Raw genomic sequence first — 24,989 nt, forward strand, 5'->3', positions numbered from 1 at the left:
CCTAATAATCTTCGACATGGGAGGATGCTGTCTCAACAGTTAAAACTCAAATAGCGATGAACGAAAAAACAGTGGTTTTCATCGGCTCCGGTGATCTAGCTCTGCGCGCGGGTACCGCGCTGGCAGGGAGAGGCCTTACTGTAATCGGTGCGCGCCGGCGCAGCGAGTTCTTGCCACCCCCATTTCTTACCATTACCACCGATTACACGCAGCGGGGCGGGCTTGCAGCCTTGGAAGCTTTGCGACCGGATTACGTCGTAACCACTTTTAAGCCCACGTCACGCGATGTGGCTGGCTACGAGCGTGGATTTCTGTATGCCAGTCAAAATTTGTTGCAAGGGTTAGGTGACCACCGGCCTAGCCGCATTGTGTTTGTATCCAGTACCCGCGTTTATGCAGAGAAAGAAGGTGGTTGGGTCGATGAGAACAGCCCGCTGGCGCGGGGTGATGCCATGGCGGCAATGATGATAGCGGCAGAACAGACCTTACATGACTCGGATATACCATGCACCGCGCTGCGCTGTGCAGGGATTTACGGCGACCCCCGAGGGCGCTTGTTGTCACGTATTGCGGCCGGCCAACTATGCCCAGAGCAGCCCGTAAGCTACAGCAACCGTATCCATCGAGAGGACGTGTCTGCCTTTATCGAGTTCGCTATTACCAGCGACTGCGAGGGCATGGAGCTTCACAGTGCTTATACACTCTGCGATGACTCATCGGTGCCGCAGCACGAAGTGGAGTGTTTTATCGCAGATTCCCTGGGTGTGCCGCAGGATCAGCGCCGCTTTGATGCCGCGCGTATGGTGAGCGGGCACAAACGATGCAATAACCAGTGTTTACGCGACAGCGGTTTCTCTCTTGCTTACCCGAATTACCGTGCGGGCTACGCGGCGGTCATCGCCAAGCGGTGATTAGACGGCCAGGATTGCCTCGATCTCAATCGCGACACCTTTGGGAAGGCCAGCGACTTCCACGCAGGCTCTCGCGGGATAGGGCGGTTCAAAAAACTCCTGCATAACGGCGTTCACCGCAGCAAAGTCTCCCATGTCGGTCACAGAGATATTGATCTTGACGGCGCTGTTGAGATCACCACCGGCGGCCTCGGCGATAGCGGCAAGGTTCTTGAACACTTGCGTGGCCTGCGCGCTGATGTCCCCCTCTACCAAGGTCATGTCGCTAGGTACGAGAGGGATCTGCCCGGAAATCCATACGGTATTGCCGACTTTGACTGCTTGCGAGTAGGGGCCGATGGCCTCAGGCGCGTAGGGGGTTGAAATGATGGCGCGATTGCTCACGGGCACTCTCCTTGTAGCTGCCTATCAGTTGGTGACGCGGCTGACACGACGGACAGAATCCACGGTACGCAGGCGTTTCATAATACGGGCCAGGTGAACTCGGCTTTCAATCTGTATCTCCAGATCGACATAGGTGAACTGGTAGTCTTTGTCTTCGGTTGAGATTTTTTCGATGTTCACGCCCATGCTGTTGATGCGCGTTGCGAGTACCGCGATCATGCCGCGGCGGTTCTCGACTTCAATACGCAGCACGGCATCGTATTCTCCCTCGACCTCGTCGTCCCAGCGCAGAGCCACCAGGCGCTCTCGGTTATCCCGCATGTCGCCCAGGTTTTTACAGGACTCGCGGTGCACCACGACGCCCTTTTCCGAGCTGAGGTAGCCCTCAATGGGGTCACCGGGAATGGGGTGGCAGCAGCGCCCATAGCTCACAACAAAGCCCTCGGTGCCACGAATGGCAACCGGCGCGGCCTGGGTGTCTGAATCAGATTCGGTTTCCGTGGAACTCTGGCCCAGCAGCTGCTGAGCCGTGATGGTCGGCAGGCGGTTTGCCCGAGCGATGTCTTCCAGCAGGTCGTTGAGTTCGGCGTACTCGTTCTGCTGCAGATAGTCCGCAAGGTTTGTGTCTGACAGCTGATCCAGCCCGCTATCCTGGGCCACCAGCGCCTTGTCCAGCAGCCGTTTGCCCAGAGCCACAGAATCTTCCCGGGTTTGGTGTTTCAGGAAGTGGCGAATATTGGTGCGGGCCTTGGCTGTCACCGCGTAGTTGAACCACGAGGGATTGGGGCGAGCGCCGGGAGCGGTCAGAATCTCGACGGTTTGCCCGCTCTGTAAAGGCTCCGACAGGGGTGCCAGTCGGCGATTGATACGGCAGGCCACGCAGCTGTTGCCCACGTCGGTGTGGACGCTATAGGCGAAATCCACGGCCGTGGCGCCGCGGGGTAATTCCAGGATTCTGCCCTTGGGCGTGAACACGTAGATCTCGTCCGGGAAGAGGTCGATCTTGACGCTCTCGATGAACTCCAGCGAGTTACCTGCGCGCTGCTGCATCTCCAACAGGCCCTGTACCCACTGGCGGGCTCTTGCGTGACTGCCACTGGCGCTTTGGCTGTCACTTTTATACAGCCAGTGTGCGGCGATGCCGTTGTTCGCCATCTCTTCCATCTCGCGAGTGCGAATCTGGATTTCAATGGGCACACCGTGCATGCCCATCAGAACGGTATGCAATGACTGATACCCGTTGGCCTTGGGGATGGCGATGTAATCTTTAAATTCACCCGGTACTGGCTTATACAGGCTGTGCACGCTGCCGAGGACCCGATAGCAGGTGTCCACCGAGTCCACGATGATTCGAAACGCGTAGATGTCCATGATCTCGGAGAAGGACTTCTTCTTCGATTTCATCTTCTTGTAGATGCTGTAGAGGTGTTTTTCGCGGCCAATAACTTCTACGTCATGGCCCTCCTGCTCCAGCGTGCTCTCGATCTGGTGGCGTACCTTGTCCACCAGTTCCTTGCGATTACCTCGTGCCTTGAGCAGGGCCGCCGAAATTCGGCGGGCGCGCATGGGATACAGGGCAGAAAAGCCCAGGTCTTCATATTCCATGCGCACATTGTTCATACCCAGGCGCATGGCGATCGGCGCGTATATCTCGAGCGTCTCGTGCGCAATCCGGCGCGCCTTTCCCGTGGGCAGCACGCCCAGGGTGCGCATGTTGTGCAGTCGGTCAGCCAACTTCACCAGAATGACGCGGATGTCCCTTGCCATGGCCAACGCCATCTTCTGGAAGTTCTCAGCCTGCTTTTCCTCCAGCGTCGAGAACTCCATCTGCGTGAGCTTACTCACGCCGTCCACCAATTCGGCCACGGTGTCGCCGAACTGATCGCCAATGGCGGATTTGTCGATGCCAGTGTCTTCGATCACGTCATGGAGCATGGCGGCCATCAGGCTCTGATGGTCCATGTGCATGTCGGCCAGAATGTTAGCCACGGCCAGGGGATGTGTAACGTAAGGTTCGCCGCTACGCCTTAGCTGCCCATGGTGGGCCTGCTCGGCGAAGTAGTAGGCGCGTCGGACCTGGGTGGATTGGTCCGGTTGCAGGTAGCTGCGCAGTGTGGAATCGAGGGCATCAATGGTTTGCATGGTGTGTACCGGCGCGTCAGTGATGCCCTTTAGGTGGGCCCCGCTTACAGCGGCTCGCTGGCCTCCATGACTTCGGCCAGCTCTTCTTCGGCCTCAATTTCATCTTCGCGGGCGAGAATGTCGGGGGTAATCAGGCCATCGGCGATCTCGCGAAGGGCGATAACCGTGGGCTTGTCAGATTCTTCCTCGACCAGCGGGTCTTTGCCGCCCGTTGCCATTTGACGCGCGCGCTTGCTGGCCACCATGACCAGTTCGAAGCGGTTGGCAACATTTTCAAGACAGTCTTCTACAGTGACTCGAGCCATGACTCATTTTTCCTAAAACATAAAGCTTGTGCCGGCCGCAGACAGACTGCGACAGGCGAATTCTAAAGTCCGGATGATGTGGCCCCCGGAGCTGGTGCAGCATCGCCGCACCCGAAGGACAGCGCATTATCGCTGAATTTTCAACCAATCGCCAGCCTGCGAGGGGCGTGAATACTGCCTGCTCAGCCCGGGGACATCAGGTCTGCCAGCGTACTGGCCAGGCGCTGGGTCTGCTGCTGGGTGTGAAGGCGGTGACAGTCGATGATCGCCTGCAGTTGTGCCAGCGCTGTCGCGAAATCGTCATTTAACACCAGGAAGTCGGATTCCACATAGTGGGACATTTCCTGCTGAGCCTGGTCCATACGGCCCTCAATAATGGCCTCGTTGTCCTGGCCCCGGGTGGTGAGTCGCTCGCGCAGGGCGTCGCGGGAGGGGGGAAGGATAAAGATGGCCTGCGTGCCCGGCATCAGGCGCTTGACCTGCTGCGCGCCCTGCCAGTCGATCTCCAGAATCACATCGGTGCCTGCTGTCAGCTGCTCCTCAACCCACAGCTGTGAAGTGCCATAGAGATTACCGAATACCTCGGCCTGCTCCAGAAACACGCCGTCTTCTAACATGGTCATGAAGGTGGGCTTATGCACGAAGTGGTAGTTCACCCCGTCGGTCTCGCCCGGGCGAATGGTGCGAGTGGTGTGTGATACCGAGACGCGCAGCGCCTCGTTGGCGTCCACCAGTGCGGCCACCAGGCTGGTTTTTCCCGCCCCGCTGGGGGCTGATACGGTATAGAGCGTGCCGCTGGCGGCCTGTTGCTTGCTTGCTGTCACTGTATTACTCGATGTTCTGTATCTGTTCGCGCATCTGTTCGATCAGCACTTTCAGCTCAACAGCGCTGCGGGTGGTCGAACTGGCGGTAGATTTTGACGAGAGGGTGTTGGCCTCGCGGTTCAGCTCCTGCATCAGGAAATCCAGCCGCCTGCCGCAGGGCCCGCCCTTGGCGAGAATCCGCTTCACCTCATCGACATGGGCTTCGAGGCGATCCAGCTCCTCATCTACATCCGCCTTTTGCGCCATATAGACGAGCTCTTGCTCCAGCCGGCCCTCGTCGGTTTCAACGTCCAGCTCTGCGATTTTCGCCATTACCCGCTCGCGCTGCTGTTGCAGCAGGGCAGGGATGTGCTCTCTGCCTTGGGAGACCTCGTCTGCGACCTTGTCGATGCGCTCTCGTATCATCCCGGCCAGTTTGGCACCTTCGCGTTGGCGGTTATCCACGATTGTGGCCAGCGCCCGCTTGAACAAAGCGGCAGTCTCGGCCTGCAGCGCCTCGTCACTGCCCTCTCCGGCACTGCACACGCCCGGGAATTGGAGTACCTGCAGGGGGTTTAGCGCCTGGGCCTGGGGTAGTTGTGCGTCGATAGCTGCTACGGCCTCCAGCACACGGGTCAGTTGCTGCTGATCAATTTCGAGGCTCGCCGCACGTTCATTTTCCGCTTGTACGCGAATAAAACAGTCCAGCTTGCCGCGTGTCAGCGCCTTGCTGGCCTGTTCCCGAAGCTTGGCCTCCAGCGGCCTGACGACCTCAGGTAATTTGAAATTGCAGTCCAGGTAGCGATGGTTGACGGTGCGCAGCTCGACGGTGATTACGCCCATGTCTGTGACCGCGCTCTCGCGTGCGAAGGCCGTCATGCTGTTAATGTGAGCCACTGAATGGTCTCCCCTGAATCAAGCGCCGAGTGTATCAGCTTGGCGAATACCCGCGCAGCAGGGAATGGCATTGCGTCTGTCTCTGGGCACTCGCTGGCGTATACTTCGCGCACCATTACCCGGAGCAATTCCCATGCAAAGACCCAGCGGTCGACAGCCCGACCACCTGCGCGATATCAGCATCACCCGCCACTTTACTAACCAGGCCGAAGGCTCCGTGCTGGTCGCGTTTGGTAACACCAAGGTGATTTGTAATGCATCGGTGGAGGAGGGTTTGCCGCGTTTCCTCCGTGGCAGTGGGCAAGGCTGGATTACTGCGGAGTACGGCATGCTGCCGCGCTCCACGGGCACGCGTATGCGCCGTGAAGCCAGCAGTGGCAAGCAGGGTGGGCGTACGGTTGAGATTCAGCGCTTGATTGGTCGCTCGCTGCGCGCTGCGGTGGATTTGAAGAAGCTCGGTGAATTCACGCTGACCATTGATTGCGACGTAATTCAGGCTGACGGCGGTACGCGCACGGCGTCCATTACCGGAGCCTGTGTGGCGATGGTGGATGCCATTAATCATTTGCAGCGGGAGAAGCTGATTACGACTGATCCGCTACTGCAAATGGTGGCCTCAGTTTCTGTGGGCGTTTACCAGGGCGTTCCGGTTCTTGATCTCGATTACCCGGAAGATTCCGCCGCCGAGACGGATATGAATGTGGTGATGGGCGAGGACGGCGGATTCATCGAGGTACAGGGGACGGCCGAGGGCGCCCCATTTGCTCGTGAAGAGTTGAATGCCATGCTGGATCTGGCAGCCAGTGGCATCACTGAGCTAATGGCCGCCCAAAAGGCGGCGCTGGCGGACTAGGGCGACTGCACCTCGATGTCGTAATCCATAATCACAGGTGCGTGGTTGCTGAAGGTTTTGGCTGTGTAGATAGCGCCGTAGTCGATGGCATACTTCAGGCCTTGTGACACAAGGTGAAAGTCACTGCGCCAGCCGTTGCTGTTGCTGTCGCGGTCGCCCTCAGGCCACCAGGTGAACTCGTCTCGGTCGGAGTTTATCTCCCGGAAGGCGTCAACGTAGCCGCCTTCCAGCAGTTCATCCATCCACTGTCGCTCTTCAGCCCGAAAGCCGCTGCTATTGGCATTACGCTCGCTGTCCTGCAGGTCGTTGGGCGTATGGGCCAACTGCCAATTGCCGCACACGATGAACTCGCGACGCTTATTGCGGACCTTCATTAGATGGTTCTGAAGCAAGCGCAGGAACTCGCTCTTGCGCTCCAGGCTCTCTGGTTCGTCATCCTTGGCATCGGGTACCAGCAGGCAGCCCACGCTCAGATTGTCGTAGTCGGCCTGAATGTACCGGCCTTCCATGTCGAAGTCGGCAAAGCCCAGGCCGGTCATGATGGCTTTGGGTAGCTGCTTGCAGTAAATCGCCACGCCGTTCGCCTTGCCGTCCACATCGTCAAAAAAGTAGGCGTTGTAGGCAGAGGGAAAGAAGAGATCTTCTTGTAGATCGTACTCCGAACAGCGCAAGTCCTGGATGCAGATAATGTCCGCGTCCTGCTCGTCCAGCCAGTCGTAGAGTCCCCGTTTGGCGGCATCTTTGATGCCGTCGGCGCTGAGACTGATAATTCTCATTCTTGGTCCCTTGTTCAGCGAGGATGTATCATACCGGAGCCTGAAGCCGGCGAATACTGCCTGCTAACACCGCAGGCAATCAGTATCCGGCCACCCGCCAATCGCGAGTGAGCCATGCTCTTCCTTTCTCCACCGAGATACCTCATGCAAAGCTATCAAAAAGAATTCATTGAGTTGGCGCGGGGGCACGATGTGCTGCGTTTCGGCGAATTTACGCTCAAATCTGGCCGCGTAAGCCCCTACTTCTTCAACGCCGGGCTGTTTGCCAGCGGCGCCGCCCTGGCGGCACTGGGTCGGTGCTATGCCGACCGCATCGTGGATTCGGGGGTGGAGTTCGACGTGCTACTCGGCCCTGCCTACAAGGGCATTCCCCTGGCAGCGGCAACGGCCGTTGCGCTGTCTGATCGCCACGGCCGTGATGTGCCCTTTGCCTATAACCGAAAGGAAGCCAAGGCACACGGGGAGGGCGGAATGCTGGTTGGCGCTCCGCTGGAGGGTAAGGTGTTGGTCATCGACGATGTGATCACGGCTGGTACCGCGGTGCGTGAGGTCATCACAATGATCGAGGAGGCCGGTGCCAGCCTGGCGGGGGTCGCGATAGGCCTGAACCGTCAGGAGCGGGGCGCCGGTGAGCTGTCGGCTATTCAGGAAATCGAGCAAGCCCATGGTATTCCGGTGCTGAGCATCATCGATATGGCGCACATCATCGATTATCTGGAGTCTCAGGGAGACCCGGATGGTGCGCTTCAGGGCATGCAGGAATACCGCGGAAAATACGGGGTTTAGCTTGTTCTGCCCTAGCGATGGTCCTATATTGGCGTGATGATCGCCGGAAAAATCGCCATGTACCGGGGCGCATTGGCAGCATGTTTGTTGCTCCCTGTCGCCTCGGCCGCTAACTCCGAGCTCTATCGCTACACCAATGCCGAAGGCAATGTAGTGATAGACCATCGCGTGCCCCCTGAGTACGTGTCCGCCGGGTATGAGGTGCTGAATGAGCGCGGCGTAGTGATGCGCGTTGTGCCTCGCGAGCTCACCGAAGAAGAGCTAGCCAATCGCAGTGCCCAGGAGCGGCTTGAGGCAGAGGCACTGGAAGAGCAAAAGCGGCTGCGGGAGTGGGATGAGTCGCTTCTGCTCCGTTACAGCAGTATCGAAGACATCGAGGCGGCCCGGGAACGCGAGTTACGTGACTTGCAGATTCGGGTGAGTATCCTCAAGAGCAACAAGCGCTCGCTGCGCCAGCAGGTTGAAACCTATCAGGCACAAGCCGCTGACCAAGAGCGACTGGGCCGCAGTGTCGACGCTGCCCATCTGACGGCAATTGCCGATCTGCAGGGTGAAATCGAGAGCACAGACCGTTCAATCGCCGACCGCGAAGAAGAGATAGACGCTGTACGCGCTTCGTTCCAGAAAGATATTGATCGCTTCGAGCAATTGCTGGAGGTGGTTGAGCTGCGTCGCAGCCTCGCCTCACAGTAAGACTAGCCCTGAGTAACGTAGCTGCCTGATTGGCCGGGCAGGGGCTGGCTCACCGCCTCACGGAAAAATGACTGCATCAAGACTTGCCACTGATCCTGCCATTCTGCAGTGGGTGAGCGCTTGAAATTACTACGAACAAACTGGGATATCCGGCCTTCTACCGCTGACATCAAAAGGTTCGCGGCAGCGTTCAGCGGGATCGTCGGCCTTAGCCCCTCCCGCATTTCCGCCTCCCGAATCACCTGACGCAACTGGGTTTCGAAGCGATCAAACAATTGCTGTACCCGTTGGTGCAGTCGCTCGGTTTCCCCAGCGAGGGCATCTCCGGTGAGGATGCGGGTAATGCCGGGATTACGCTCGGTAAATGCCAGTAGCAGCGTGAGCATTTTTTCGCAACGCTTGGCGGCCGTGGCTTCCTCGTTGAGGATGATATTGATGCGGGTGAACAGCGTGTCTTCGATGAACTCTATCAGCCCTTCGAACATTTTGGACTTGCTGGGGAAGTGCCGATACAGCGCCGCCTCGGAGACGCCTACCTCTCTTGCAAGGCCTGCGGTGGTGATGCGATTGCCCGGGTTGGCTTCCAGCATCTGCGCGAGAGCCTCGAGAATCTGCTGACGTCGCTGTGATCTTCTTGCTGGCATGTCACCTGGGTACCGGACAGTAAGCTTTCATGCTATCCATTCACCGCCACTGCTGCAATAAGTCTGGCCACGAAAACCCGTATTTTAAGTGCTTTCGTGCCCTATAGGCGGCGATTGGTGATCAGTGTACCAATGCCCTCGTCGGTAAAAATCTCCAGTAGCACGGCGTGGGGTACACGCCCGTCCACGATGTGAGCACTGGCAACACCCGACTTCACGGCATCCAACGCGCAACCAATTTTGGGGAGCATACCGCCGCTGATGGTGCCATCGGCGATCAGCTCATCGACTTGGCCGGTGCTCAGCCCCGTAAGAATCTCGCCTTCCTTGTCGAGCAGCCCTGCAACATTGGTCAGTAGCATTAGCTTCTCCGCCTGCATCACCTGCGCGATCTTTCCCGCCACCAGGTCGGCGTTGATGTTGTAGCTCTCACCCTGCTCGCCCACGCCGATGGGCGCAATAACCGGAATGAAGTTACTCCCCAGCACCAGGTTAAGCACTTCAGTGTCGATTTTGTCGACCTCGCCAACATGACCAATGTCGATGATCTCGGGTGCTTTCAGCTCCGGGCTGTAGCGATTCACGGTGAGTTTGCGCGCGCGGATGAGCTGGCCGTCTTTGCCGGTTACACCCACGGCTTTGCCGCCGTTGCGGTTGATTGAGGCGACAATCTCCTTGTTGACGCTGCCGCCCAGCACCATCTCCACTACGTCCATGGTCTCTGCGTTGGTAACCCGCATGCCATCCACGAATTCGGTCTGGATGTTGAGTTTTTCCAAGAGGGAGCCGATCTGGGGCCCGCCGCCATGAACCACCACCGGATTCATCCCCACCAGCTTCATCAAGACGATGTCGCGGGCAAAGCTGTCGTGCAGGGCCGGGTCTACCATGGCATTACCGCCAAACTTCACCACCACTGTTCTGTTGGTGAAGCGCTGAATGTAGGGCAGTGCCTCAGTCAGTACCTGGGCGATATTCAGTGCGGATTCGCGGGTGAGGGACATGTGTGTTGAGCCCCGACTGGGGCTTCTCCTAGAAAGTCAGTGACAGTTCGGGGTCTACGGCCAGCAGTTGGGTGCGGAACTCCTGCTGTATCGATTCCAGCTCCTCGGCGGAGTCTGCTTCGAACCGCGCGGTTAGTGCTGCGCTGGTGTTGGAGGCGCGCACAAGGCCCCAGCCATAGGGAAAGTCCACGCGTACTCCGTCGAGATTACTGACCTTGCCCAGAGTAAAGCTGCCGGCTGCCGCCAAGTTGTTGATAAGGCGGAATTTCTCAGCCTCGGGCACGGGTACAAGAATCTCTGGTGTATTGATGCTGCTTGGGAATGAAGCCAGTGCTTCATCCAGTGTGGACTCACCAGTGGCCAGTATTTCGGCCAGGCGACCCGCTGCATACATGCCATCATCGAAGCCATACCAGCGCTCGCCGAAGAAAATATGGCCGGAGAACTCGCCACCCAGCAGCGCGCCAGTTTCCTGCATTTTTTCCTTCATGAAGGCATGACCGGTTTTCCAGGGGATGGGCCTGCCACCGCAGCGGGTGATCAGCTCTGCCAGATGGCGCGAGCACTTCACATCAAACACAACGTCGGCACCTGGGTTACGTGACACCACATCCTCCGAGAACACCATCATCAAGGTGTCGGAGCGCACGATCTGGCCGGTGCCGGTCACCACGGCCAGCCGATCGCCGTCCCCATCGAAGGCAACGCCGAAGTCGGCGCCGGTATTGCGCACGGTTGCAACCAGATCCTCGAGGTTGGCTTCGTCGCTGGTGTCGGGCGGGTGATTCGGGAAACGGCCGTCTAATTCACAGTGCAGGCGCAGTACTTCGCAGCCCAGTGCCTCAAATAGCGCAGGTCCGATTTTGCTGGTGGCGCCGTTACCGGCATCGACAACAATCTTCAGGGACTCAGCAATGGCGATGTCACTCATCACTTCATCAATGTAGGCCTCGGTAACGTCCTCTCGGATGACGCGGCCCTGGCCTTTGCTGAAGCGGCCCGCCTTCACGCGGTCGCGAATATCGGCAATGCCGCCCGCGGCGATGGTCTGCTGGTTGATGACCACTTTGAAGCCGTTGAACTCAGCGGGGTTGTGGCTGCCGGTCACCATGACCCCGGAGCGGCAGTCGAGGTGGCGTGTGGCGAAGTAAAGCAAGGGCGTTGGCACCACGCCAATATCAATCACATCGCGGCCCGCGCTCATGAGTGCCTTGATGAGCGTGGATTTGATCCGCGGGCTGCTGGTGCGGCCATCGCAACCGACGATCAGTGTTTGCTCGTCCTGTTCGTCGGCCAGTGTCGCGATGGCACCACCGATTTTCGCCACCATCTCATCATCCAGTTCATCGTCGGCAAGGCCGCGAATGTCATAGGCGCGGAATATATGCGACGGGAAGTCGGGGTCGTTCTCTGCGGCACTGCCACCCTGTTCCTGGCCATCCAGCTCCAAAACTTCGTAGCTGCCCGTATCGCCAAACGCCGGGTCCGCGAAAACATCGCTGTCCAGCTCCGCTTTTTCTTCCTCAGTCTCCGGACCTGCCCTGCGCAGCCCGCGTAGCGTGGCGCGGCGAAGCTCGCGGGCCAGTGGCACCAGTTCCGGTATCGCCAGCTCTACGCTGGTGCGCTTGTCAGCAGCGACCGTGATTTTGCGTGTTTCATTGACCAGGCGCTTCGGAAACATCACGAGAACCAGGGCGAAGCCCGCGATGACGGCAACCAGTACCAATCCCAGGACCGCGAACAGCGTTACGGGGCTCTGGACAAAGCGGTTGGAAAAGGCCCGCGACGGCGTAAATGTGACCTGCCACTGACTCTGTGGCACTGAGAACGTTGCACTCAGAGTATCCAGATCGCCATTGCCTGATTGGGCAACGGTGGTCGTGCGATCCGGGCTTGCGGGGAGTACCTGCTCCAGGCGGAATTGGCCGCTATCAATGTCCAGCGCGTTAAGTTGATCCTGTAGCAGTGAATTGTTGAATGTGATGAGCATGACCGCCTGCTGATTCGCTGTATCGCCACCCACACTGCGCGCGATCGAAGTTAGCCCTGTGCCCTCGTGCTGATAGGCTTCCGGGGGTGCCTGCTCTCCCCGGCTGGTGCGACGCAATAAATCAAGCTCAATGTGATTGCGTGCTTCATCATTGCCGCTGCTGAAGGTGGCGGTACCCATCTCGCCCAGGGGAACCAGTGAGATGCTGCTGGCCTCTGGGAAAAAGCTCAGCAAAGTACGTTCGGTGTCATCCAGCGCCTGTTGGTCGTTGCCGGCCAGTGCCTGGGCGGCCAGCGGGGAAGACGCGGCTGCTTCGATGCGTGAGTCGATTCGATTGAGAAGGGCATGAATGCGTGCAGCGCCCTGGCTCGCATAGCTCTGGGCGGCCTCTGACAGCTGGGAATCCGTGTTGGCCGGTTCGCGCACCAACGCCAGATAGGCCACGCCCAACATGACAGGCACAATGGCAACCAACAAGCCCATGAGTACAACCGAGCGCAAGGTGTTGCCGCTAGCCTGAAAGGGCTGAGGCCGCGCTGCTGCAGACTTACTGTTTTTATTATTTTGTTTTAGCGGCATAACGGTTGCGTAAGTGCCTGATAAGTTGGTGGTCATAATAGTACCACTGGCCGCGCTGCGTGAATCCCGAAACCGCTATTTGGGTGAGTTTGTCGGCAACATTCCCGCTATCTGGTCAATGATCTGCCGCGCAATGGTGTTTTTGTTGGCCTGGGCGAGCTCCCGCTGTCCGTCAGCCCAAACCAGAGTGGCTGCGTTCTCATTGCTGTTAAATCCTATCTGGCTGTTGGACACATCGTTCGCCACAATCAGAGCAAGTCCTTTGCGCTCGAGTTTGCCGCGGGCATAGGCCACAACATTATCTGTTTCGGCCGCGAAGCCCACGGTGAAGGGTGCGTTCTCCCGTTGCGCGACACTGGCGACAATGTCCGGGTTGCGGGTCAGGGCCAAGGTAATGCTTTCGCCGGTTTTTTTGATTTTGCTGGTCTGCGCCTCCGCGGGCCGGTAATCGGCAACCGCGGCGCAGGCAATGAAGATATCGGCTTCAGCAGCGAGCTCATTGCTGGCAGTGGCCATATCCCGAGCGCTGGTGACGTCTACACGCTGCACATGCTCGGGGGTTTCCAGCGCAACGGGGCCGGCAATAATCGTGGTGGAAGCACCGGCTTCGACAGCCGCGCGCGCCAGTGCAAAGCCCATCTTGCCGGAGCTGTGATTGGTGATATACCGCACTGGATCCAGCGCTTCGCGCGTGGGCCCAGCAGTGATGACAACACGCTTACCTGCCAGACACTCCCGAGGGAACAGGCTTTCTGCGCGGTCTGCGATGGCCACAGGGTCTTCCATGCGACCCGGGCCGACATCGCCACAAGCTTGTTCACCCTCTGCCGGGCCAACGGCGGTGTAGCCGCGTTGTATCAGCGCATCCATATTGCTGGCGGTAGCGGCGTCTTTCCACATCTGCTGATTCATGGCGGGCGCCAGCAATACCGGTGCTGCGGTGGCCAGTGCAACGGTTGTCAGCAGATCATCGGCGCGCCCCGATGCGAGCTTGGCTAACAAATCGGCCGTGGCAGGTGCCAGCAGTAACAGGTCTGCCCACCGCGCTAGTTCGATATGGCCCATGCCGCGCTCTGCTTCTTCGTCCAGCAGTTCGGTGTGTACCGGGTTACCTGACAAGGCCTGCAGCGTGAGCGGGGTAATGAATTCCCGTGCACCCCGGGTCATCACGACCCGGACGGTCGCACCGCGATTCTGCAACTGGCGTACCAGCTCGGCGGACTTATAAGCAGCGATGCCGCCGCTGACACCTAAGAGCACATTGCGATTAAAAAGATGTGCCATTTCCGCTCCCGGACAGGGACAATCAATAGAAGGAAGACGACCATACCACCCCACAACTGTTAAAAACACTGATCGGGTGGGCACCCAGGGAGGAGTGAATATGGTGCCCAGTAGGGCTCGGGCCAATGGACAGGGTCCGCGTGATCGACTGCTTCAGTTGGGGCCGCGGGCGCTGTCCGACGAGGAATTGTTGGCCGTGATTCTGCGCACGGGCCGCCCTGGCGTGAGTGCCACAGAGTTAGCAGGCGATATGCTGGCCATGGCGGGCGACCTCCCAGGGTTGTTGGGCCTAGAGCGGCATTTGTTGGAGTCAGAGCCTGGTCTGGGCCCGGCCAAGTACGCCCTGATGCAGGCGGCATTGGAACTTGCCCGGCGCTGCGCCGAGAGCAGCCTGCGTGAGATGGATGTGATGTCCAGTCCCCAGCGCACTCGGGCCTTCCTGCAGCATCATTTGGGGCAAAGAGATCGGGAAGTGTTTTGTTGCCTGTTCCTCAATAGCCAGCATCAATTGTTGCGGTGCGAGGATCTGTTTCTGGGGACCCTGGACGGTGCCGCCGTCTATCCGCGGGAGGTGGCCGTACGCGCTTTGCAATACCGCGCGGCAGCGGTGATCTTTGCGCACAATCACCCCTCGGGCCTGGCGGAGCCCAGCAGTGCAGACAGGCGGATTACTGATCGGCTTGTTGCCGCTCTGGGTCTGCTGGACGTACGTGTGCTGGATCACGTGATTATTGGTCGGGGGCGAGCGTTTTCCTTTGCCGAGGAAGGGCTGCTGGGGCCGGCCCCTCGCTAGGAAACTGTTGCGGCGCCTCGGGTGTTCTGGTATAAAGTCGCGCTCCGCGCGGCAGGGGTCCCTAAAAAGCCCTATAAGCCACACCAGAATTTAAGTATTCCCGCTTTTTTGGGAGAGGAATCATGGCAAGAGTATGTCAGGTCACCGGCAAGCGTCCGGTCACCGGAAACAACGTATCACACGCAAAGAACCGCACTCGTCGTCGTTTTTTGCCTAACCTGCACCAGCACCGCTTCTGGGTTGAGTCTGAGAAGCGCTTTGTCAGCCTGCGAGTCTCTTCCAAGGGCATGCGCATTATCGACAAGAAAGGTATCGAGCAGGTACTGGAAGACCTTCGCGCCCGCGGCGAGAAAGTCTAAATCACGGCCTTATTGGGAGAATTATCATGAGAGACAAGGTTCGCATGAATTCAACGGCCGGTACTGGCCACTTCTACACCACGGACAAGAACAAGCGCACCACGCCGGACAAGCTTGAAATGAAGAAGTACGATCCCGTGGTACGTAAGCACGTGATCTACAAGGAAGGCAAAATCAAGTAATTGCCTTACTGGTTGTAAAAAACCCCGGCAAGTCCGGGGTTTTTTGTGCCTGCGATTTTTCCCAGCGCCCGATTGGGGCACAATCCCCTGCCTTAATTGCCCGAAGAGCCCGTATGCCCGAGCTGCCAGAAGTAGAAACCACCCGACGCGGGGTAGCGCCCTATAGCGAGGGGCAGCGCATCACGGAAGTCATCGTGCGGGACCACCGGCTGCGCTGGCCTGTCCCGGACAACTTGTCCAGCCGGGCGGGCGGGCAGACCATCACGGCCGTTCGCCGGCGCGCCAAGTATCTGTTGTTCGACACAGACGCTGGCACGCTGTTGGTCCATCTTGGGATGTCCGGCTCCCTGCGGGTCATGAGCCCAACCGATACGCTTCTCAAGCACGATCATATCGACCTGGTATTCGAGAATGGCCGCTGCCTGCGCTACAACGACCCGCGCAGGTTTGGCTGCTGGTTGTGGCTGAAACCCGGTGAGCCGCACCCTTTACTGACGCACCTTGGGCCAGAGCCGCTCTCGGATGACTTCAATGGTGAATACCTGTACCAGCGTTCTCGCGGGCGCAAAGCACCGATAAAGCAGTTCCTGATGGACGGAAAAGTCGTGGTGGGCGTTGGTAATATTTACGCCAATGAAGCCCTGTTTCTTAGTGGTATCGCCCCCTCGCGTGCTGCGGGGCGTATTTCGTTGGCGCGCTATCGGCGCCTGGTAGACAATGTGAAGCAAGTGCTTACTTCTGCTATAACGCAAGGCGGAACTACGCTCAGGGACTTCGTGGGCGGCGATGGGAAGCCGGGTTACTTCGCCCAGCAGCTGTATGTCTATGGCCGTGCCGGCCAGCCCTGTAAGGCCTGCGGCTCGGAGTTACGGGAGTCCCGGCTAGGTCAGCGAACTTCAGTTTATTGCGTGACCTGCCAGCGTTAGTGGGTCTACACTTGTTGTGCTTAAGGGGAACGTGACCACTTCACGGGAGTGAACAATGAAAATAAAAGCATCCATGCGACGCCTGGCTGCAGCCACCGCTATCGCCTGTGTGGCGCTGCCACAAACCCTGTTAGCCCAGGAGGCTATCGATGACAGCCCCAGTGCGGGCGCCATGGTGGGTGACCTACTGGTAGCAAGACCGATTGGCGTTGTACTGACTGCGGGTGGGACTGCAGCGTGGCTGGTTAGCCTGCCATTTACTTTGTTGGCTGGGCACGCCGGAGAGGCGGCTGAAACCTTGGTTGTCGGTCCTGCTGAAACCACATTCATGCGCTGTCTGGGTTGCCGCGAGACCGGTTACACCAATAAAGACGTCGAGCAGATTCGCGCCGCCCGGGGCGAAGAAGAAGTAGAAGACTGACTCTTCTGTCGCGGCCATAGGCCGCCGCTTCCCATCAGCTGAAGCGCGCCTTCAGTGCAACATTGACCGGCTCAGGCACAAACGGCGTGACATCGCCGTCCAGTGCTGCGATCTCACGTACCAGGCTGGACGATATAAACGACAGATGCTCAGAGGGTGTGAGGAAAATACTCTCAAACTCTGGCCACATTGCGCGGTTCATATTGGCCAGCTGAAATTCGTACTCGAAATCAGCCACGGCACGTAGCCCGCGCAGTACGCAGTGGGCGCCTTGGCTGCGGGCGAATTCTGTGAGCAGATTACTGAATCCCACCACTTCAACGTTATCCAGGTGTCCCAATGATGCCTCGCACAATTCCACGCGTTGCTCCAGGTTGAACAGCGGTGTTTTTTTCTCACTGTGCGCAATAGCGACGACCACGCGATCAAACAGCCGTGCAGCGCGCTCGGTCAGATCCACATGACCGTTGGTGATGGGATCAAAAGTGCCTGGATAGATGACCGTCTCGGTGCGCATAGTGATGTCCAGTGAACGGGTGTCGGCGGATGGTAAACAATTTTGCGGGGACCCCACAAATGGCGCGGCCATTCGTCCTTGGTGACCACCTTATCTGTATGAGGGGCTGTGCGGTGCCTAGGCGCTGACACGCAGTAAACGGTAAGCCACTTCGCCGGCCACTTTCTCTCGGTGCACTTCAAAGACTGTGGGAAGGTGATGTATCGACTCGCCTTTGCCGGTTTCCAGATACACCAGCGACTGGTCATGCAGACGGCCTGTACCTGCCAGTGAAGCCAGGGCTGGTATGGCCAGGTCCAGGCCAAAGGGGGGGTCGACGAACACGATGTCCCAGCTTTCGTCTGACTGGGAAAGGAAAGATTCTGCGGGCTGGTTGTGGCAAATCCCCTTGTTACCCGCGCCCAGGGCCACGAGGTGATTGGCAATAGCCGTCATTGCTGCAGCACTCGTATCGACAAACGTGCACCCGTCGGCGCCGCGCGACAGCGCTTCCAGACCCAGCGCGCCGCTTCCGGCGAACAAGTCCAGACACCACGCTCCGTGCACGTAGGGTGCTAACCAGTTGAAGAGGGTTTCTCGAACGCGATCGGTGGTCGGCCGCAGACCGGCCTGGTCGGGAAACTGCAGCCGGCGGCCCCGCCATTGCCCCCCGATCAGGCGCAACTGACGGCTGTTGCCCGATTGGCGGTTTCGCGCCCCTTTCTTCATTTAAGCACCCCGGCGAGGAATGGTAGGATACGCCCTTTCAGTGGGCGTCCGCCCGCGAACTCTAGCACGGCAGACATGAAGTTTTTCAAACGCAACAAACCCGAAGTAACCGATGAACAGGTGCCGGCCAGCGTAGCTGCGCCCTCTGCGGAGCAGTCGCTTGAGGTAACGCACAACACTGAGCCCGAGCAGCAGCCGACGTCAGCCACAGCGCCAAACGAGACGCCGACGCCCACAGCGCCAGCTGAGCCGGAAAAAGACGGTAAGGGATTCTTCTCAAGACTGCGCAAGGGCTTGGGCCGCACCAGCGACAATCTGGTGGCGGGACTGGGCACCCTGTTTCTTGGGCGCAAAGAGATCGACGAGGATCTGCTGGAGGAGTTGGAGTCCCGCCTGTTAATGGCAGATGTGGGCGTTGAGGCCACTATGGAGATCATTGGTCGGCTTACCCAACGGGTGTCCCGCAGGGAGCTGACCAGTCCGGAGGCCTTGCAGCAGGCGCTGCAGGAAGAGCTGTTAGCGCTGCTTAAGCCTGCAGAGCAGGCTCTGGTGCCAGAAGCAGGCGGGCCCTTTGTGATACTCATGGTTGGCGTGAACGGTGTTGGCAAGACCACCACCATCGGCAAGCTTGCGCGGCGCTATCAGGCGCAGGGCAAGAGCGTCATGTTGGCCGCGGGTGACACTTTCCGTGCGGCTGCGGTAGAGCAATTGCAGGTGTGGGGCGAGCGAAACGATGTTCCTGTCGTGGCTCAGCACACCGGCGCCGACAGCGCCTCGGTCATCTTTGATGCCCTGCAGGCGGCACAAGCGCGCAATGTGGATGTCTTAATCGCTGATACAGCCGGGCGCCTGCACAATAAAGACAACCTCATGGAAGAGCTGAAAAAGGTTGTTCGCGTCATGGGCAAACTGGATGGGGGGGCACCTCACGAGGTAATGCTGGTTCTGGATGCGGGCACCGGGCAAAACGCCTTGGCCCAGGCCAGCCATTTTCAGGACGCTGTGGGTGTTACCGGCCTGGCACTGACCAAGCTTGATGGCACCGCCAAGGGTGGGGTGATCTTTGCCATAGCCCGCAAACTCGGTCTGCCAATTCGCTACATCGGTGTGGGGGAGTCGGCAGAAGACCTCCGGCCTTTTGTCGCCGAAGAATTTATCCGTGCCCTTTTTGATCGTAGCGACGTCGCTTAATGATCGAATTCGAACGCGTCAGTAAACGCTACGCCGAGGGTCACGATGCCCTGCGCGAAGTGAGCGTGACCATCGAGAAGGACGATATGGTCTTTCTGACGGGTCATTCGGGCGCGGGAAAAAGTACGCTGATGCGGCTCATCATGTTGATGGAGCGGCCCACTCGCGGGCGAGTCAGTGTTGATGGGGTGGATCTATCCCGTGTTGGCCGCGCACGAATTCCGGCACATCGGCGCAATATCGGCGTTGTTTTTCAAAATCACCAGCTTTTGTTCGACAGGCCTGTGTTCGACAACGTGGCGTTGCCGCTCCTGATAGCGGGCTATGATCACCGCGAAGTCGGGCGCCGGGTTCGCGCATCGCTGGACAAAGTCGGTCTGCTGTCCAAAGAGCGCGCCATGCCCATTACCCTCAGCGGGGGTGAGCAGCAGCGGGTGGGTATTGCCCGCGCGGTTGTGGGACGGCCCAAAATTCTGCTGGCAGACGAGCCCACCGGTAACCTGGATCCGGCGCTATCTGCTGAAATCATGGCCTTGTTCGAAGCCTTTAACCAGGTGGGCGTCACGGTACTGATTGCTAGCCACGACCTTGCACTTATTTCGCGCCTGCATCACCGCATACTGACCCTGCGCGAAGGCCAATTGGTGGGAGGCGAGGGCCACTGATGTCTAGCCGGGCTAATAACCGCCGTGAAGGTGCGGTTCAGAGTACGACCAGTTTCTCGGATCGGTACAAGAGCTGGCTGCAGCACCACCGACTGTCTGCGGCAGACAGCCTGTCCCGGGTAATCGACAACCCTTTATCCAGTTTGATGACCTGGCTGGTGGTGGGTATTGCCCTTGCGCTGCCTGTGGGCCTGAGTGTGGCACTGGACAACGCGCGTGAGGTCAGTAGCCGGTTGGATAGTACTGCGCGGCTCTCGCTGTTTATGGCTGATAAAACCACCGCCGGCGATGCCGCAGCATACGCTGATGCGCTGGCCGAGCGTGACGATATTGCTGACGTTGTTTTTCTTTCACGTGACGATGCCCTGACTGAGTTCAGTCAGCTGTCGGGTTTTTCTGACGTGCTGGACAGTCTCGACGACAACCCCCTTCCTCATGTGATTCTGGTCGAACCCGCGTCTACGGATGCGGACGATATCGCTGTGTTGCAGGCGCAGGTCCAGGCCGATGCTCAGGTGGCCCAGGCGGTGCTGGACATGGCGTGGTTGCAGCGACTCAACCGGTTGATGGAACTCAGCCGTCGGTTGGTGCAGGCCCTGGGTGCCCTGCTGTTGTTGGGCGTAGTGCTCATTCTCGGCAACACCATTCGTCTTGCCATTGAGAACCGGCGTGATGAAATCGTTATCACCAAGTTGATTGGTGCCAGTAATGGCTTCGTTAGGCGCCCGTTCCTCTATACGGGCCTCTGGTTTGGTGTGGGCGGGGGTGTGATCGCGGCCTTGCTCGTTGCCATTGCCCTGTGGTTTGTCGATGGGCCCGTGCAGGCTCTGGCCAGCTCCTACGGTAGTGATTTTCAGCTGGGCGGGCTTGGGCTGATGAACAGCCTGAACCTGGTCTTTTTCGGTGGTTTGCTAGGATTGGCTGGTGCCTGGCTGGCCGTATCCCGCCATTTGGGTGATATTGAGCCGCGCTAGCGCTTATAACCATCTGAAATATTAAAATATTTTCTTAATCTGAGCCAAATCGCAGGGAACTTTCGTAGAATTAGCACTCTAATAGATCGAGTGCTAATATTGATCCTATGAAAGGAGAAAACACCGCAATGAACCTGACTTTGCAGCCCGTTAACCAGATGGCGCCCGGCGCCAACCTGAGCGCCTATGTGCAGGCGGTCAGCAGCATCCCTGTGCTCAGCGTTGAGCGTGAGCGGGATCTGGCCGAGCAGCTTTATTATCAGGACGACGTTGAAGCTGCCCGTGAGCTAGTGATGTCTCACCTGCGCTTTGTTGTGCACATTGCTCGCAGCTACTCTGGCTATGGCTTGGCAGAAGCCGACCTGGTCCAAGAGGGCAACGTGGGCCTGATGAAGGCCGTGAAGCGCTTTAACCCCGAAAAGGGTGTGCGCCTGGTGTCATTTGCCGTGCACTGGATTAAGGCAGAAATTCACGAGTTTATTCTGCGCAACTGGCGCATCGTGAAGGTTGCGACCACCAAGGCCCAGCGCAAGCTGTTCTTCAACCTGCGTAAAGCCAAGAAGAGTCTGGCGTGGTTCTCTGCGGACGAAGCTCAGGCCGTGGCCAATGATCTGGGCGTTGATGTCGCTGAAGTGCAGCGTATGGAAGGCCGTCTCAGCAGTCGGGATGTGGCTTTTGATGCACCCACTGATAGCGATGATGACGAGCAAAGCTGGCAGGCGCCCCAGTACTATCTGGAAGATCAACGCAGTGACCCCGCTGAGGCGGTGGCCAGCAGTGAGTGGCAGGAAAACAGTGAGCAGGCCTTGTACGGCGCACTGAATGACCTCGATGAGCGCAGCCGCGACATCCTTGCCCAGCGCTGGTTGGCTGAGAATAAAGCCACCTTGCATGAGCTGGCAGACAAGTACGGTGTTTCTGCCGAGCGCATTCGGCAGCTTGAGCAAAACGCCATGAAAAAGCTGAAGGTGGCCATCGCTGCCTGATTCTTTGGCCCGGGCCCCACAAGGGCACCGGGCCGCGCTACAATTCCCCCATGTCTAAACTCTTTGTTTCCCTAGCCGCTGCCAGTGGATTGCTGGCCGTTGTGTTTGGCGCCTTTGGTGCACACGCACTCAAGGGCAAGCTCGACGCCTACGCCCTCGGGGTTTTTGAGACCGCCGTGCAATACCAGTTCTACCATGCCCTGGCACTGCTGGCGGTGGGTATATTGCTGGTTCAGTTGCCCGACGCCAGCTTGTTGCGCAGCAGTGGCTGGTTGTTTGTGACCGGCACCGTCATCTTCTCCGGCAGTCTCTATATCCTTAGCCTCACTGGCATTAAATGGCTGGGTGCAGTGACGCCGTTGGGCGGTCTCGCCTTTATTGCTGGCTGGGCCTGCTTAATGGCTGCGGCATGGAAACACCTGTCCTGAGCATCAATCTGTGAGTGAATCTGAGAAACACCGTCCCATACGGAGCTTTGTGCTGCGCGCCGGACGCATGACGCCGGCCCAGCAGCGTGGCTATGACGAAGGCTGGACGCAGTTCGGGCTCGACTACGATGGCAAGCGTTTGAATATAGATGAAGCCTTTGGCCGGTCGGGTCGGCGAGTGCTGGAGATCGGTTTTGGCATGGGCCAGTCGCTGGTCGAAATGGCAGCGGCGGACAGCGAAGCGAACTTCATCGGTATCGAAGTACATCGCCCGGGCGTGGGTAAGCTGCTGCACGGGATGGAAGAGCAGGGCGTGAGCAATATCCGCGTGTACTGCCACGATGCGGTGGAGGTGCTAGAGCACTGCATCGCCTCGGACTCGCTGGATTGCGTGCAGATCTTCTTCCCCGACCCCTGGCACAAGAAACGCCACCACAAGCGACGCCTCATTCAGCCGGCATTTGTTGAGTTGCTGAGATCCCGTCTGCGAGTGGGCGGGGTGCTCCACCTGGCCACGGACTGGGAAAACTATGCCGAGCAGATGATGGAAGTGCTCAGCGATGCACCCGGCTTTGAGAATACGGCGGGCGCGGGCCACTATGCGCCCCGGCCCGAGTCCCGCCCACTGACAAAGTTTGAACGCAGGGGTGAGCGCCTGGGACATGGCGTTTGGGATCTGCTCTTTACACGCACTTGATAGCAGCCTCGCTGCGGGAGTGACCCTTGAGCGTTTTAATTACCGGATCCACCGACGGTATTGGCCTCGCCACAGCGAAGCAGCTGGTAGGTCAGGGGGTGGATGTTGCCCTCCACGGTCGCAATCCTGACAAACTGGATGCCGCGCTGGCGGACGTAAAAGGTGTTTCTAAAGGGTCGACAGTGACCGCCTTTGCGGCCGACCTCTCCGACCTGGAACAAGTAGCCAGCCTTGCTGAGACTGTACTGTACTGGACAGCGGCAGCGCCCCGCGGGTTCTGATCAACAACGCGGGGGTGTTTAAAACGCCATCACCTATTGCTGCCAATGGGCTGGATGTGCGGTTTGTTGTTAACACCTTGGCGCCCGTTCTCCTAACGCATCGGCTACTGCCGGCAATGTCCGTTGATGCGCGCATTGTGAACCTCTCTTCAGCAGCGCAGGCGCCGGTGTCGCTCGCTGCGCTAAGCGGTGAACAGTCGCTCAGCGAGTTCGACGCCTACGCACAGAGCAAGCTTGCCCTGACGATGTGGTCCCAGTGCATGGACGAGTCGCTGACGGCGTCCGGCCAGATGATGGTGGCGGTGAACCCAGGTTCGCTGCTGGCCAGCAAAATGGTGACGGAAGGTTTTGGTGTGGCGGGCAGCGATATTTGCATCGGGGTGGATATTCTCTGCCGCGCGGGCTTCAGCGAGGAGTTCGCCAATGCCGGTGGACGCTATTACGACAATGATGCGAAGACGTTTGCGCCGCCCCACGCCGATGCCGCCGACCCCGGAAAGACGAAGGCTGTGGTTGATGCCGTCTATGCGCTCCTGGGTGAGTTAGGGCACCGAGTTCAGCGCTAGTTCGCGATCACTTGGCTTCGCGTGCACGGTTGGCTTCGCACCGAGCGCTAATGGCGCGCAGTTCGCCTACCGCTGCAACTTCTCCATACCAGTCTGCAACATCTGCCAGTGTTTCAATGGAATCTACTTGCGCACAGCGACTGAGCTCTAACAGATCTTCCTTCGCTTCCTTCGCTTCCTTCAATGCCTGCACCTCTTCGTTGTCCTCAAGCTCAAAGACTATTCGTTCCAACGCGCTACCCGTGGTATTGAGTACTAGATAATCCCTTGATTCGCGTAGCGTCTGAGCGATGGACAAGCAGGCGTCTCGATATTCGGGGCTCTGCAGTGGATATTCTGCGCAGGCGATAAATAAGCCATTCCAGGATGTGGGCGGGCTTGCCAGCCACAAGACATCCCTGTTCGATATCCAAATCGGGTCATCCGTCTGTGCGCGTTTCTCAGTCTCAGACGTGAATGGCCACAGACCACTCGAGAAAACCGCATAGGGCAGGTGAATCTGACGCGTGCTTGCCAAAGGCGCGCTGGCGGCCACTAACAAATACTCCTTCAGCCGCTCATCAGCTTCGTCCTCGATCGCGTCATCCATTAGTCGAACAATGGGTAAAAGATTGTCATGGTCTAGACGCTGCCATGACTCTGCCTCGCTACCGTTGCAAAGTTTGTCCCTTGCCGCTGGGTTGGACTCCAGTGTGCAGGCACTTGGAACCGGTCCCATCTGCTCGGTCTGCGCGGTCATCTCTGGATAGTCGCGTCGTGCTTTCGCCTGTGATTCCACGCAGTGCTGATACTGAGAAATGGGCGCTTCGCAGTAAGCGTTGATTAAAGACCACGCGGTTAGGGATTTGGGGTGCGCTGTCCTAAATTGCGTCAGTATCTCTGCCGTTGATTGATCAAGAGGTGCGCCATGTATGCAGGGGTAGTCAGGCACATGTTGGCGCATCAGGTAGTAAGGGCGCGATAGAAAATCCGTTTTCGATAGTATCGCCGCTATCGCGTAGTCCTTCTCGGTACCCGAGGCGACCAATCGCTCAATATCCTGAGCTCTCTGGGTGCTGTCGGGGTTGCACAGTGGCAGATCTTCTACTGACTCGGGAGGCTCGACGTAATAGCGGTCGGGCTGCTGAGCGATGGCCGTGCTGCACATCAGCAGAGCAACAATGGTTGATACGAACCTAACCGTGCGGCGCTGAACTCGCGACATTGAAAACCACTCCCTGGTTATTGACTCTACAATACGAGA

General features: G+C 58.5%; 30 protein-coding genes. 17 read left to right on the plus strand and 13 right to left on the minus strand.

All coding sequences use genetic code 11. From position 1 onward, the window contains the following. Nucleotides 1-56: 56 nt before the first annotated feature. Nucleotides 57-911: a Rossmann-fold NAD(P)-binding domain-containing protein gene (locus IE089_RS10610; RefSeq protein ID WP_189477794.1), complete on the plus strand. Its 855-nt coding sequence runs from the start codon at nt 57-59 to the stop codon at nt 909-911. Here IE089_RS10610 and IE089_RS10615 read toward each other — a convergent pair whose 3' ends face one another. The 5 genes from IE089_RS10615 to IE089_RS10635 all read right to left on the minus strand — a co-directional run bounded on the left by IE089_RS10615 (nt 912) and on the right by IE089_RS10635 (nt 5,443). After that, nucleotides 912-1,295 carry a RidA family protein gene (locus tag IE089_RS10615; RefSeq protein WP_189477795.1) on the minus strand — a complete coding sequence of 128 codons (384 nt, stop codon included), beginning with the start codon at nt 1,293-1,295 and terminating at the stop codon, nt 912-914. It abuts the gene before it with no gap. A gap of 24 nt (nt 1,296-1,319) precedes the next feature. Continuing rightward, entirely contained in the window at nt 1,320-3,437 is a 2,118-nt protein-coding gene (spoT, locus tag IE089_RS10620) for a bifunctional GTP diphosphokinase/guanosine-3',5'-bis pyrophosphate 3'-pyrophosphohydrolase (protein ID WP_189477796.1), read from the minus strand. A 44-nt stretch (nt 3,438-3,481) separates the two neighbouring features. Next, nucleotides 3,482-3,742, minus strand: a complete 261-nt coding sequence (gene rpoZ / locus IE089_RS10625) for a DNA-directed RNA polymerase subunit omega (RefSeq protein ID WP_189477797.1) — start codon at nt 3,740-3,742, stop codon at nt 3,482-3,484. A gap of 182 nt (nt 3,743-3,924) precedes the next feature. After that, nucleotides 3,925-4,566: a guanylate kinase gene (gmk, locus tag IE089_RS10630; protein ID WP_189477798.1), complete on the minus strand. Its 642-nt coding sequence runs from the start codon at nt 4,564-4,566 to the stop codon at nt 3,925-3,927. A 4-nt stretch (nt 4,567-4,570) separates the two neighbouring features. After that, nucleotides 4,571-5,443 (minus strand): YicC/YloC family endoribonuclease, encoded by an 873-nt coding sequence (locus IE089_RS10635; protein ID WP_229802710.1) that lies wholly within the window; start codon nt 5,441-5,443, stop codon nt 4,571-4,573. Nucleotides 5,444-5,576: 133 nt separating this feature from the next. Between IE089_RS10635 and rph the strand changes: the two genes are divergently transcribed. Next, nucleotides 5,577-6,296, plus strand: coding sequence for a ribonuclease PH (gene rph, locus IE089_RS10640; RefSeq protein WP_189477799.1), 720 nt, complete (start codon nt 5,577-5,579; stop codon nt 6,294-6,296). Here the strand turns inward: rph and IE089_RS10645 are convergent. After that, the gene (locus IE089_RS10645) at nt 6,293-7,072 is read right to left on the minus strand and encodes an exodeoxyribonuclease III (protein WP_189477800.1); all 780 of its coding nucleotides are present in this window, start codon (nt 7,070-7,072) and stop codon (nt 6,293-6,295) included. The two genes, rph and IE089_RS10645, sit on opposite strands and share 4 nt — an antisense overlap. Nucleotides 7,073-7,216: 144 nt before the next feature. On the opposite strand from IE089_RS10645, the gene pyrE reads away from it, so the two are divergent. Beyond that, nucleotides 7,217-7,858 (plus strand): orotate phosphoribosyltransferase, encoded by a 642-nt coding sequence (gene pyrE / locus IE089_RS10650; RefSeq protein WP_189477801.1) that lies wholly within the window; start codon nt 7,217-7,219, stop codon nt 7,856-7,858. A gap of 57 nt (nt 7,859-7,915) precedes the next feature. Continuing rightward, nucleotides 7,916-8,551, plus strand: a complete 636-nt coding sequence (locus IE089_RS10655) for a hypothetical protein (protein WP_189477802.1) — start codon at nt 7,916-7,918, stop codon at nt 8,549-8,551. Between the two features lie 2 nt (nt 8,552-8,553). On the opposite strand, the gene slmA is transcribed toward IE089_RS10655, so the two are convergent. From slmA to coaBC, 4 genes are all read right to left on the minus strand, one after another. After that, nucleotides 8,554-9,195: a nucleoid occlusion factor SlmA gene (gene slmA / locus IE089_RS10660; protein WP_189477803.1), complete on the minus strand. Its 642-nt coding sequence runs from the start codon at nt 9,193-9,195 to the stop codon at nt 8,554-8,556. Between the two features lie 101 nt (nt 9,196-9,296). After that, nucleotides 9,297-10,199 carry an acetylglutamate kinase gene (gene argB, locus IE089_RS10665; protein ID WP_189477804.1) on the minus strand — a complete coding sequence of 301 codons (903 nt, stop codon included), beginning with the start codon at nt 10,197-10,199 and terminating at the stop codon, nt 9,297-9,299. 28 nt (nt 10,200-10,227) lie between these two features. Further along, complete coding sequence (locus tag IE089_RS10670; protein ID WP_229802711.1) at nt 10,228-12,690, minus strand: phosphomannomutase/phosphoglucomutase; 2,463 nt, start codon at nt 12,688-12,690, stop codon at nt 10,228-10,230. A gap of 153 nt (nt 12,691-12,843) precedes the next feature. Further along, the gene (coaBC, locus tag IE089_RS10675) at nt 12,844-14,052 is read right to left on the minus strand and encodes a bifunctional phosphopantothenoylcysteine decarboxylase/phosphopantothenate--cysteine ligase CoaBC (protein ID WP_189477805.1); all 1,209 of its coding nucleotides are present in this window, start codon (nt 14,050-14,052) and stop codon (nt 12,844-12,846) included. A 100-nt stretch (nt 14,053-14,152) separates the two neighbouring features. Here coaBC and radC point away from each other — a divergent pair, with 100 nt between their 5' ends. The 5 genes from radC to IE089_RS10700 all read left to right on the plus strand — a co-directional run bounded on the left by radC (nt 14,153) and on the right by IE089_RS10700 (nt 16,733). After that, a complete protein-coding gene (gene radC, locus IE089_RS10680; protein WP_189477806.1) occupies nt 14,153-14,845 on the plus strand; it encodes a RadC family protein in 693 nt (230 codons plus the stop codon). A gap of 122 nt (nt 14,846-14,967) precedes the next feature. Further along, a complete protein-coding gene (gene rpmB, locus IE089_RS10685; protein ID WP_189477807.1) occupies nt 14,968-15,204 on the plus strand; it encodes a 50S ribosomal protein L28 in 237 nt (78 codons plus the stop codon). Nucleotides 15,205-15,230: 26 nt separating this feature from the next. After that, the gene (rpmG, locus tag IE089_RS10690; protein WP_189477808.1) at nt 15,231-15,386 is read left to right on the plus strand and encodes a 50S ribosomal protein L33; all 156 of its coding nucleotides are present in this window, start codon (nt 15,231-15,233) and stop codon (nt 15,384-15,386) included. Between the two features lie 113 nt (nt 15,387-15,499). Beyond that, nucleotides 15,500-16,312: a bifunctional DNA-formamidopyrimidine glycosylase/DNA-(apurinic or apyrimidinic site) lyase gene (gene mutM / locus IE089_RS10695; RefSeq protein ID WP_189477809.1), complete on the plus strand. Its 813-nt coding sequence runs from the start codon at nt 15,500-15,502 to the stop codon at nt 16,310-16,312. 55 nt (nt 16,313-16,367) lie between these two features. Next, entirely contained in the window at nt 16,368-16,733 is a 366-nt protein-coding gene (locus tag IE089_RS10700; RefSeq protein WP_189477810.1) for a hypothetical protein, read from the plus strand. A gap of 34 nt (nt 16,734-16,767) precedes the next feature. Here the strand turns inward: IE089_RS10700 and coaD are convergent, their stop codons facing one another. After that, nucleotides 16,768-17,250: a pantetheine-phosphate adenylyltransferase gene (gene coaD / locus IE089_RS10705; protein WP_189477811.1), complete on the minus strand. Its 483-nt coding sequence runs from the start codon at nt 17,248-17,250 to the stop codon at nt 16,768-16,770. Nucleotides 17,251-17,367: 117 nt separating this feature from the next. After that, on the minus strand, nt 17,368-17,958 hold the full coding sequence (gene rsmD / locus IE089_RS10710) for a 16S rRNA (guanine(966)-N(2))-methyltransferase RsmD (RefSeq protein ID WP_189477812.1): 591 nt from the start codon (nt 17,956-17,958) through the stop codon (nt 17,368-17,370). 75 nt (nt 17,959-18,033) lie between these two features. On the opposite strand from rsmD, the gene ftsY reads away from it, so the two are divergent. The 8 genes from ftsY (at nt 18,034) to IE089_RS10745 (ending at nt 23,746) form a co-directional block, all read left to right on the plus strand. Further along, a complete protein-coding gene (ftsY, locus tag IE089_RS10715) occupies nt 18,034-19,149 on the plus strand; it encodes a signal recognition particle-docking protein FtsY (RefSeq protein WP_189477813.1) in 1,116 nt (371 codons plus the stop codon). After that, complete coding sequence (ftsE, locus tag IE089_RS10720; protein ID WP_189477814.1) at nt 19,149-19,814, plus strand: cell division ATP-binding protein FtsE; 666 nt, start codon at nt 19,149-19,151, stop codon at nt 19,812-19,814. The genes ftsY and ftsE overlap by 1 nt, the downstream gene beginning before the upstream one ends. Further along, complete coding sequence (gene ftsX / locus IE089_RS10725; RefSeq protein ID WP_189477815.1) at nt 19,814-20,788, plus strand: permease-like cell division protein FtsX; 975 nt, start codon at nt 19,814-19,816, stop codon at nt 20,786-20,788. Before ftsE ends, ftsX begins: the two co-directional genes overlap by 1 nt. Nucleotides 20,789-20,916: 128 nt before the next feature. Beyond that, nucleotides 20,917-21,774 carry an RNA polymerase sigma factor RpoH gene (gene rpoH / locus IE089_RS10730; RefSeq protein ID WP_189477816.1) on the plus strand — a complete coding sequence of 286 codons (858 nt, stop codon included), beginning with the start codon at nt 20,917-20,919 and terminating at the stop codon, nt 21,772-21,774. Nucleotides 21,775-21,824: 50 nt separating this feature from the next. Then, nucleotides 21,825-22,202 carry a DUF423 domain-containing protein gene (locus tag IE089_RS10735; protein WP_189477817.1) on the plus strand — a complete coding sequence of 126 codons (378 nt, stop codon included), beginning with the start codon at nt 21,825-21,827 and terminating at the stop codon, nt 22,200-22,202. A 10-nt stretch (nt 22,203-22,212) separates the two neighbouring features. After that, nucleotides 22,213-22,899 (plus strand): tRNA (guanosine(46)-N7)-methyltransferase TrmB, encoded by a 687-nt coding sequence (gene trmB, locus IE089_RS10740; RefSeq protein WP_189477818.1) that lies wholly within the window; start codon nt 22,213-22,215, stop codon nt 22,897-22,899. Between the two features lie 26 nt (nt 22,900-22,925). Continuing rightward, nucleotides 22,926-23,180, plus strand: coding sequence for an SDR family NAD(P)-dependent oxidoreductase (locus tag IE089_RS15775; protein WP_268247999.1), 255 nt, complete (start codon nt 22,926-22,928; stop codon nt 23,178-23,180). Nucleotides 23,181-23,194: 14 nt separating this feature from the next. Next, entirely contained in the window at nt 23,195-23,746 is a 552-nt protein-coding gene (locus IE089_RS10745; protein ID WP_268248000.1) for an SDR family NAD(P)-dependent oxidoreductase, read from the plus strand. Nucleotides 23,747-23,753: 7 nt separating this feature from the next. On the opposite strand, the gene IE089_RS10750 is transcribed toward IE089_RS10745, so the two are convergent. Then, the gene (locus tag IE089_RS10750; protein WP_189477819.1) at nt 23,754-24,950 is read right to left on the minus strand and encodes a hypothetical protein; all 1,197 of its coding nucleotides are present in this window, start codon (nt 24,948-24,950) and stop codon (nt 23,754-23,756) included. Between the last annotated feature and the right edge of the window lie 39 nt (nt 24,951-24,989).

It is taken from the genome of Parahalioglobus pacificus (assembly GCF_014652275.1).
Classification (GTDB): Bacteria; Pseudomonadota; Gammaproteobacteria; order Pseudomonadales; family Halieaceae; genus Parahalioglobus; species Parahalioglobus pacificus.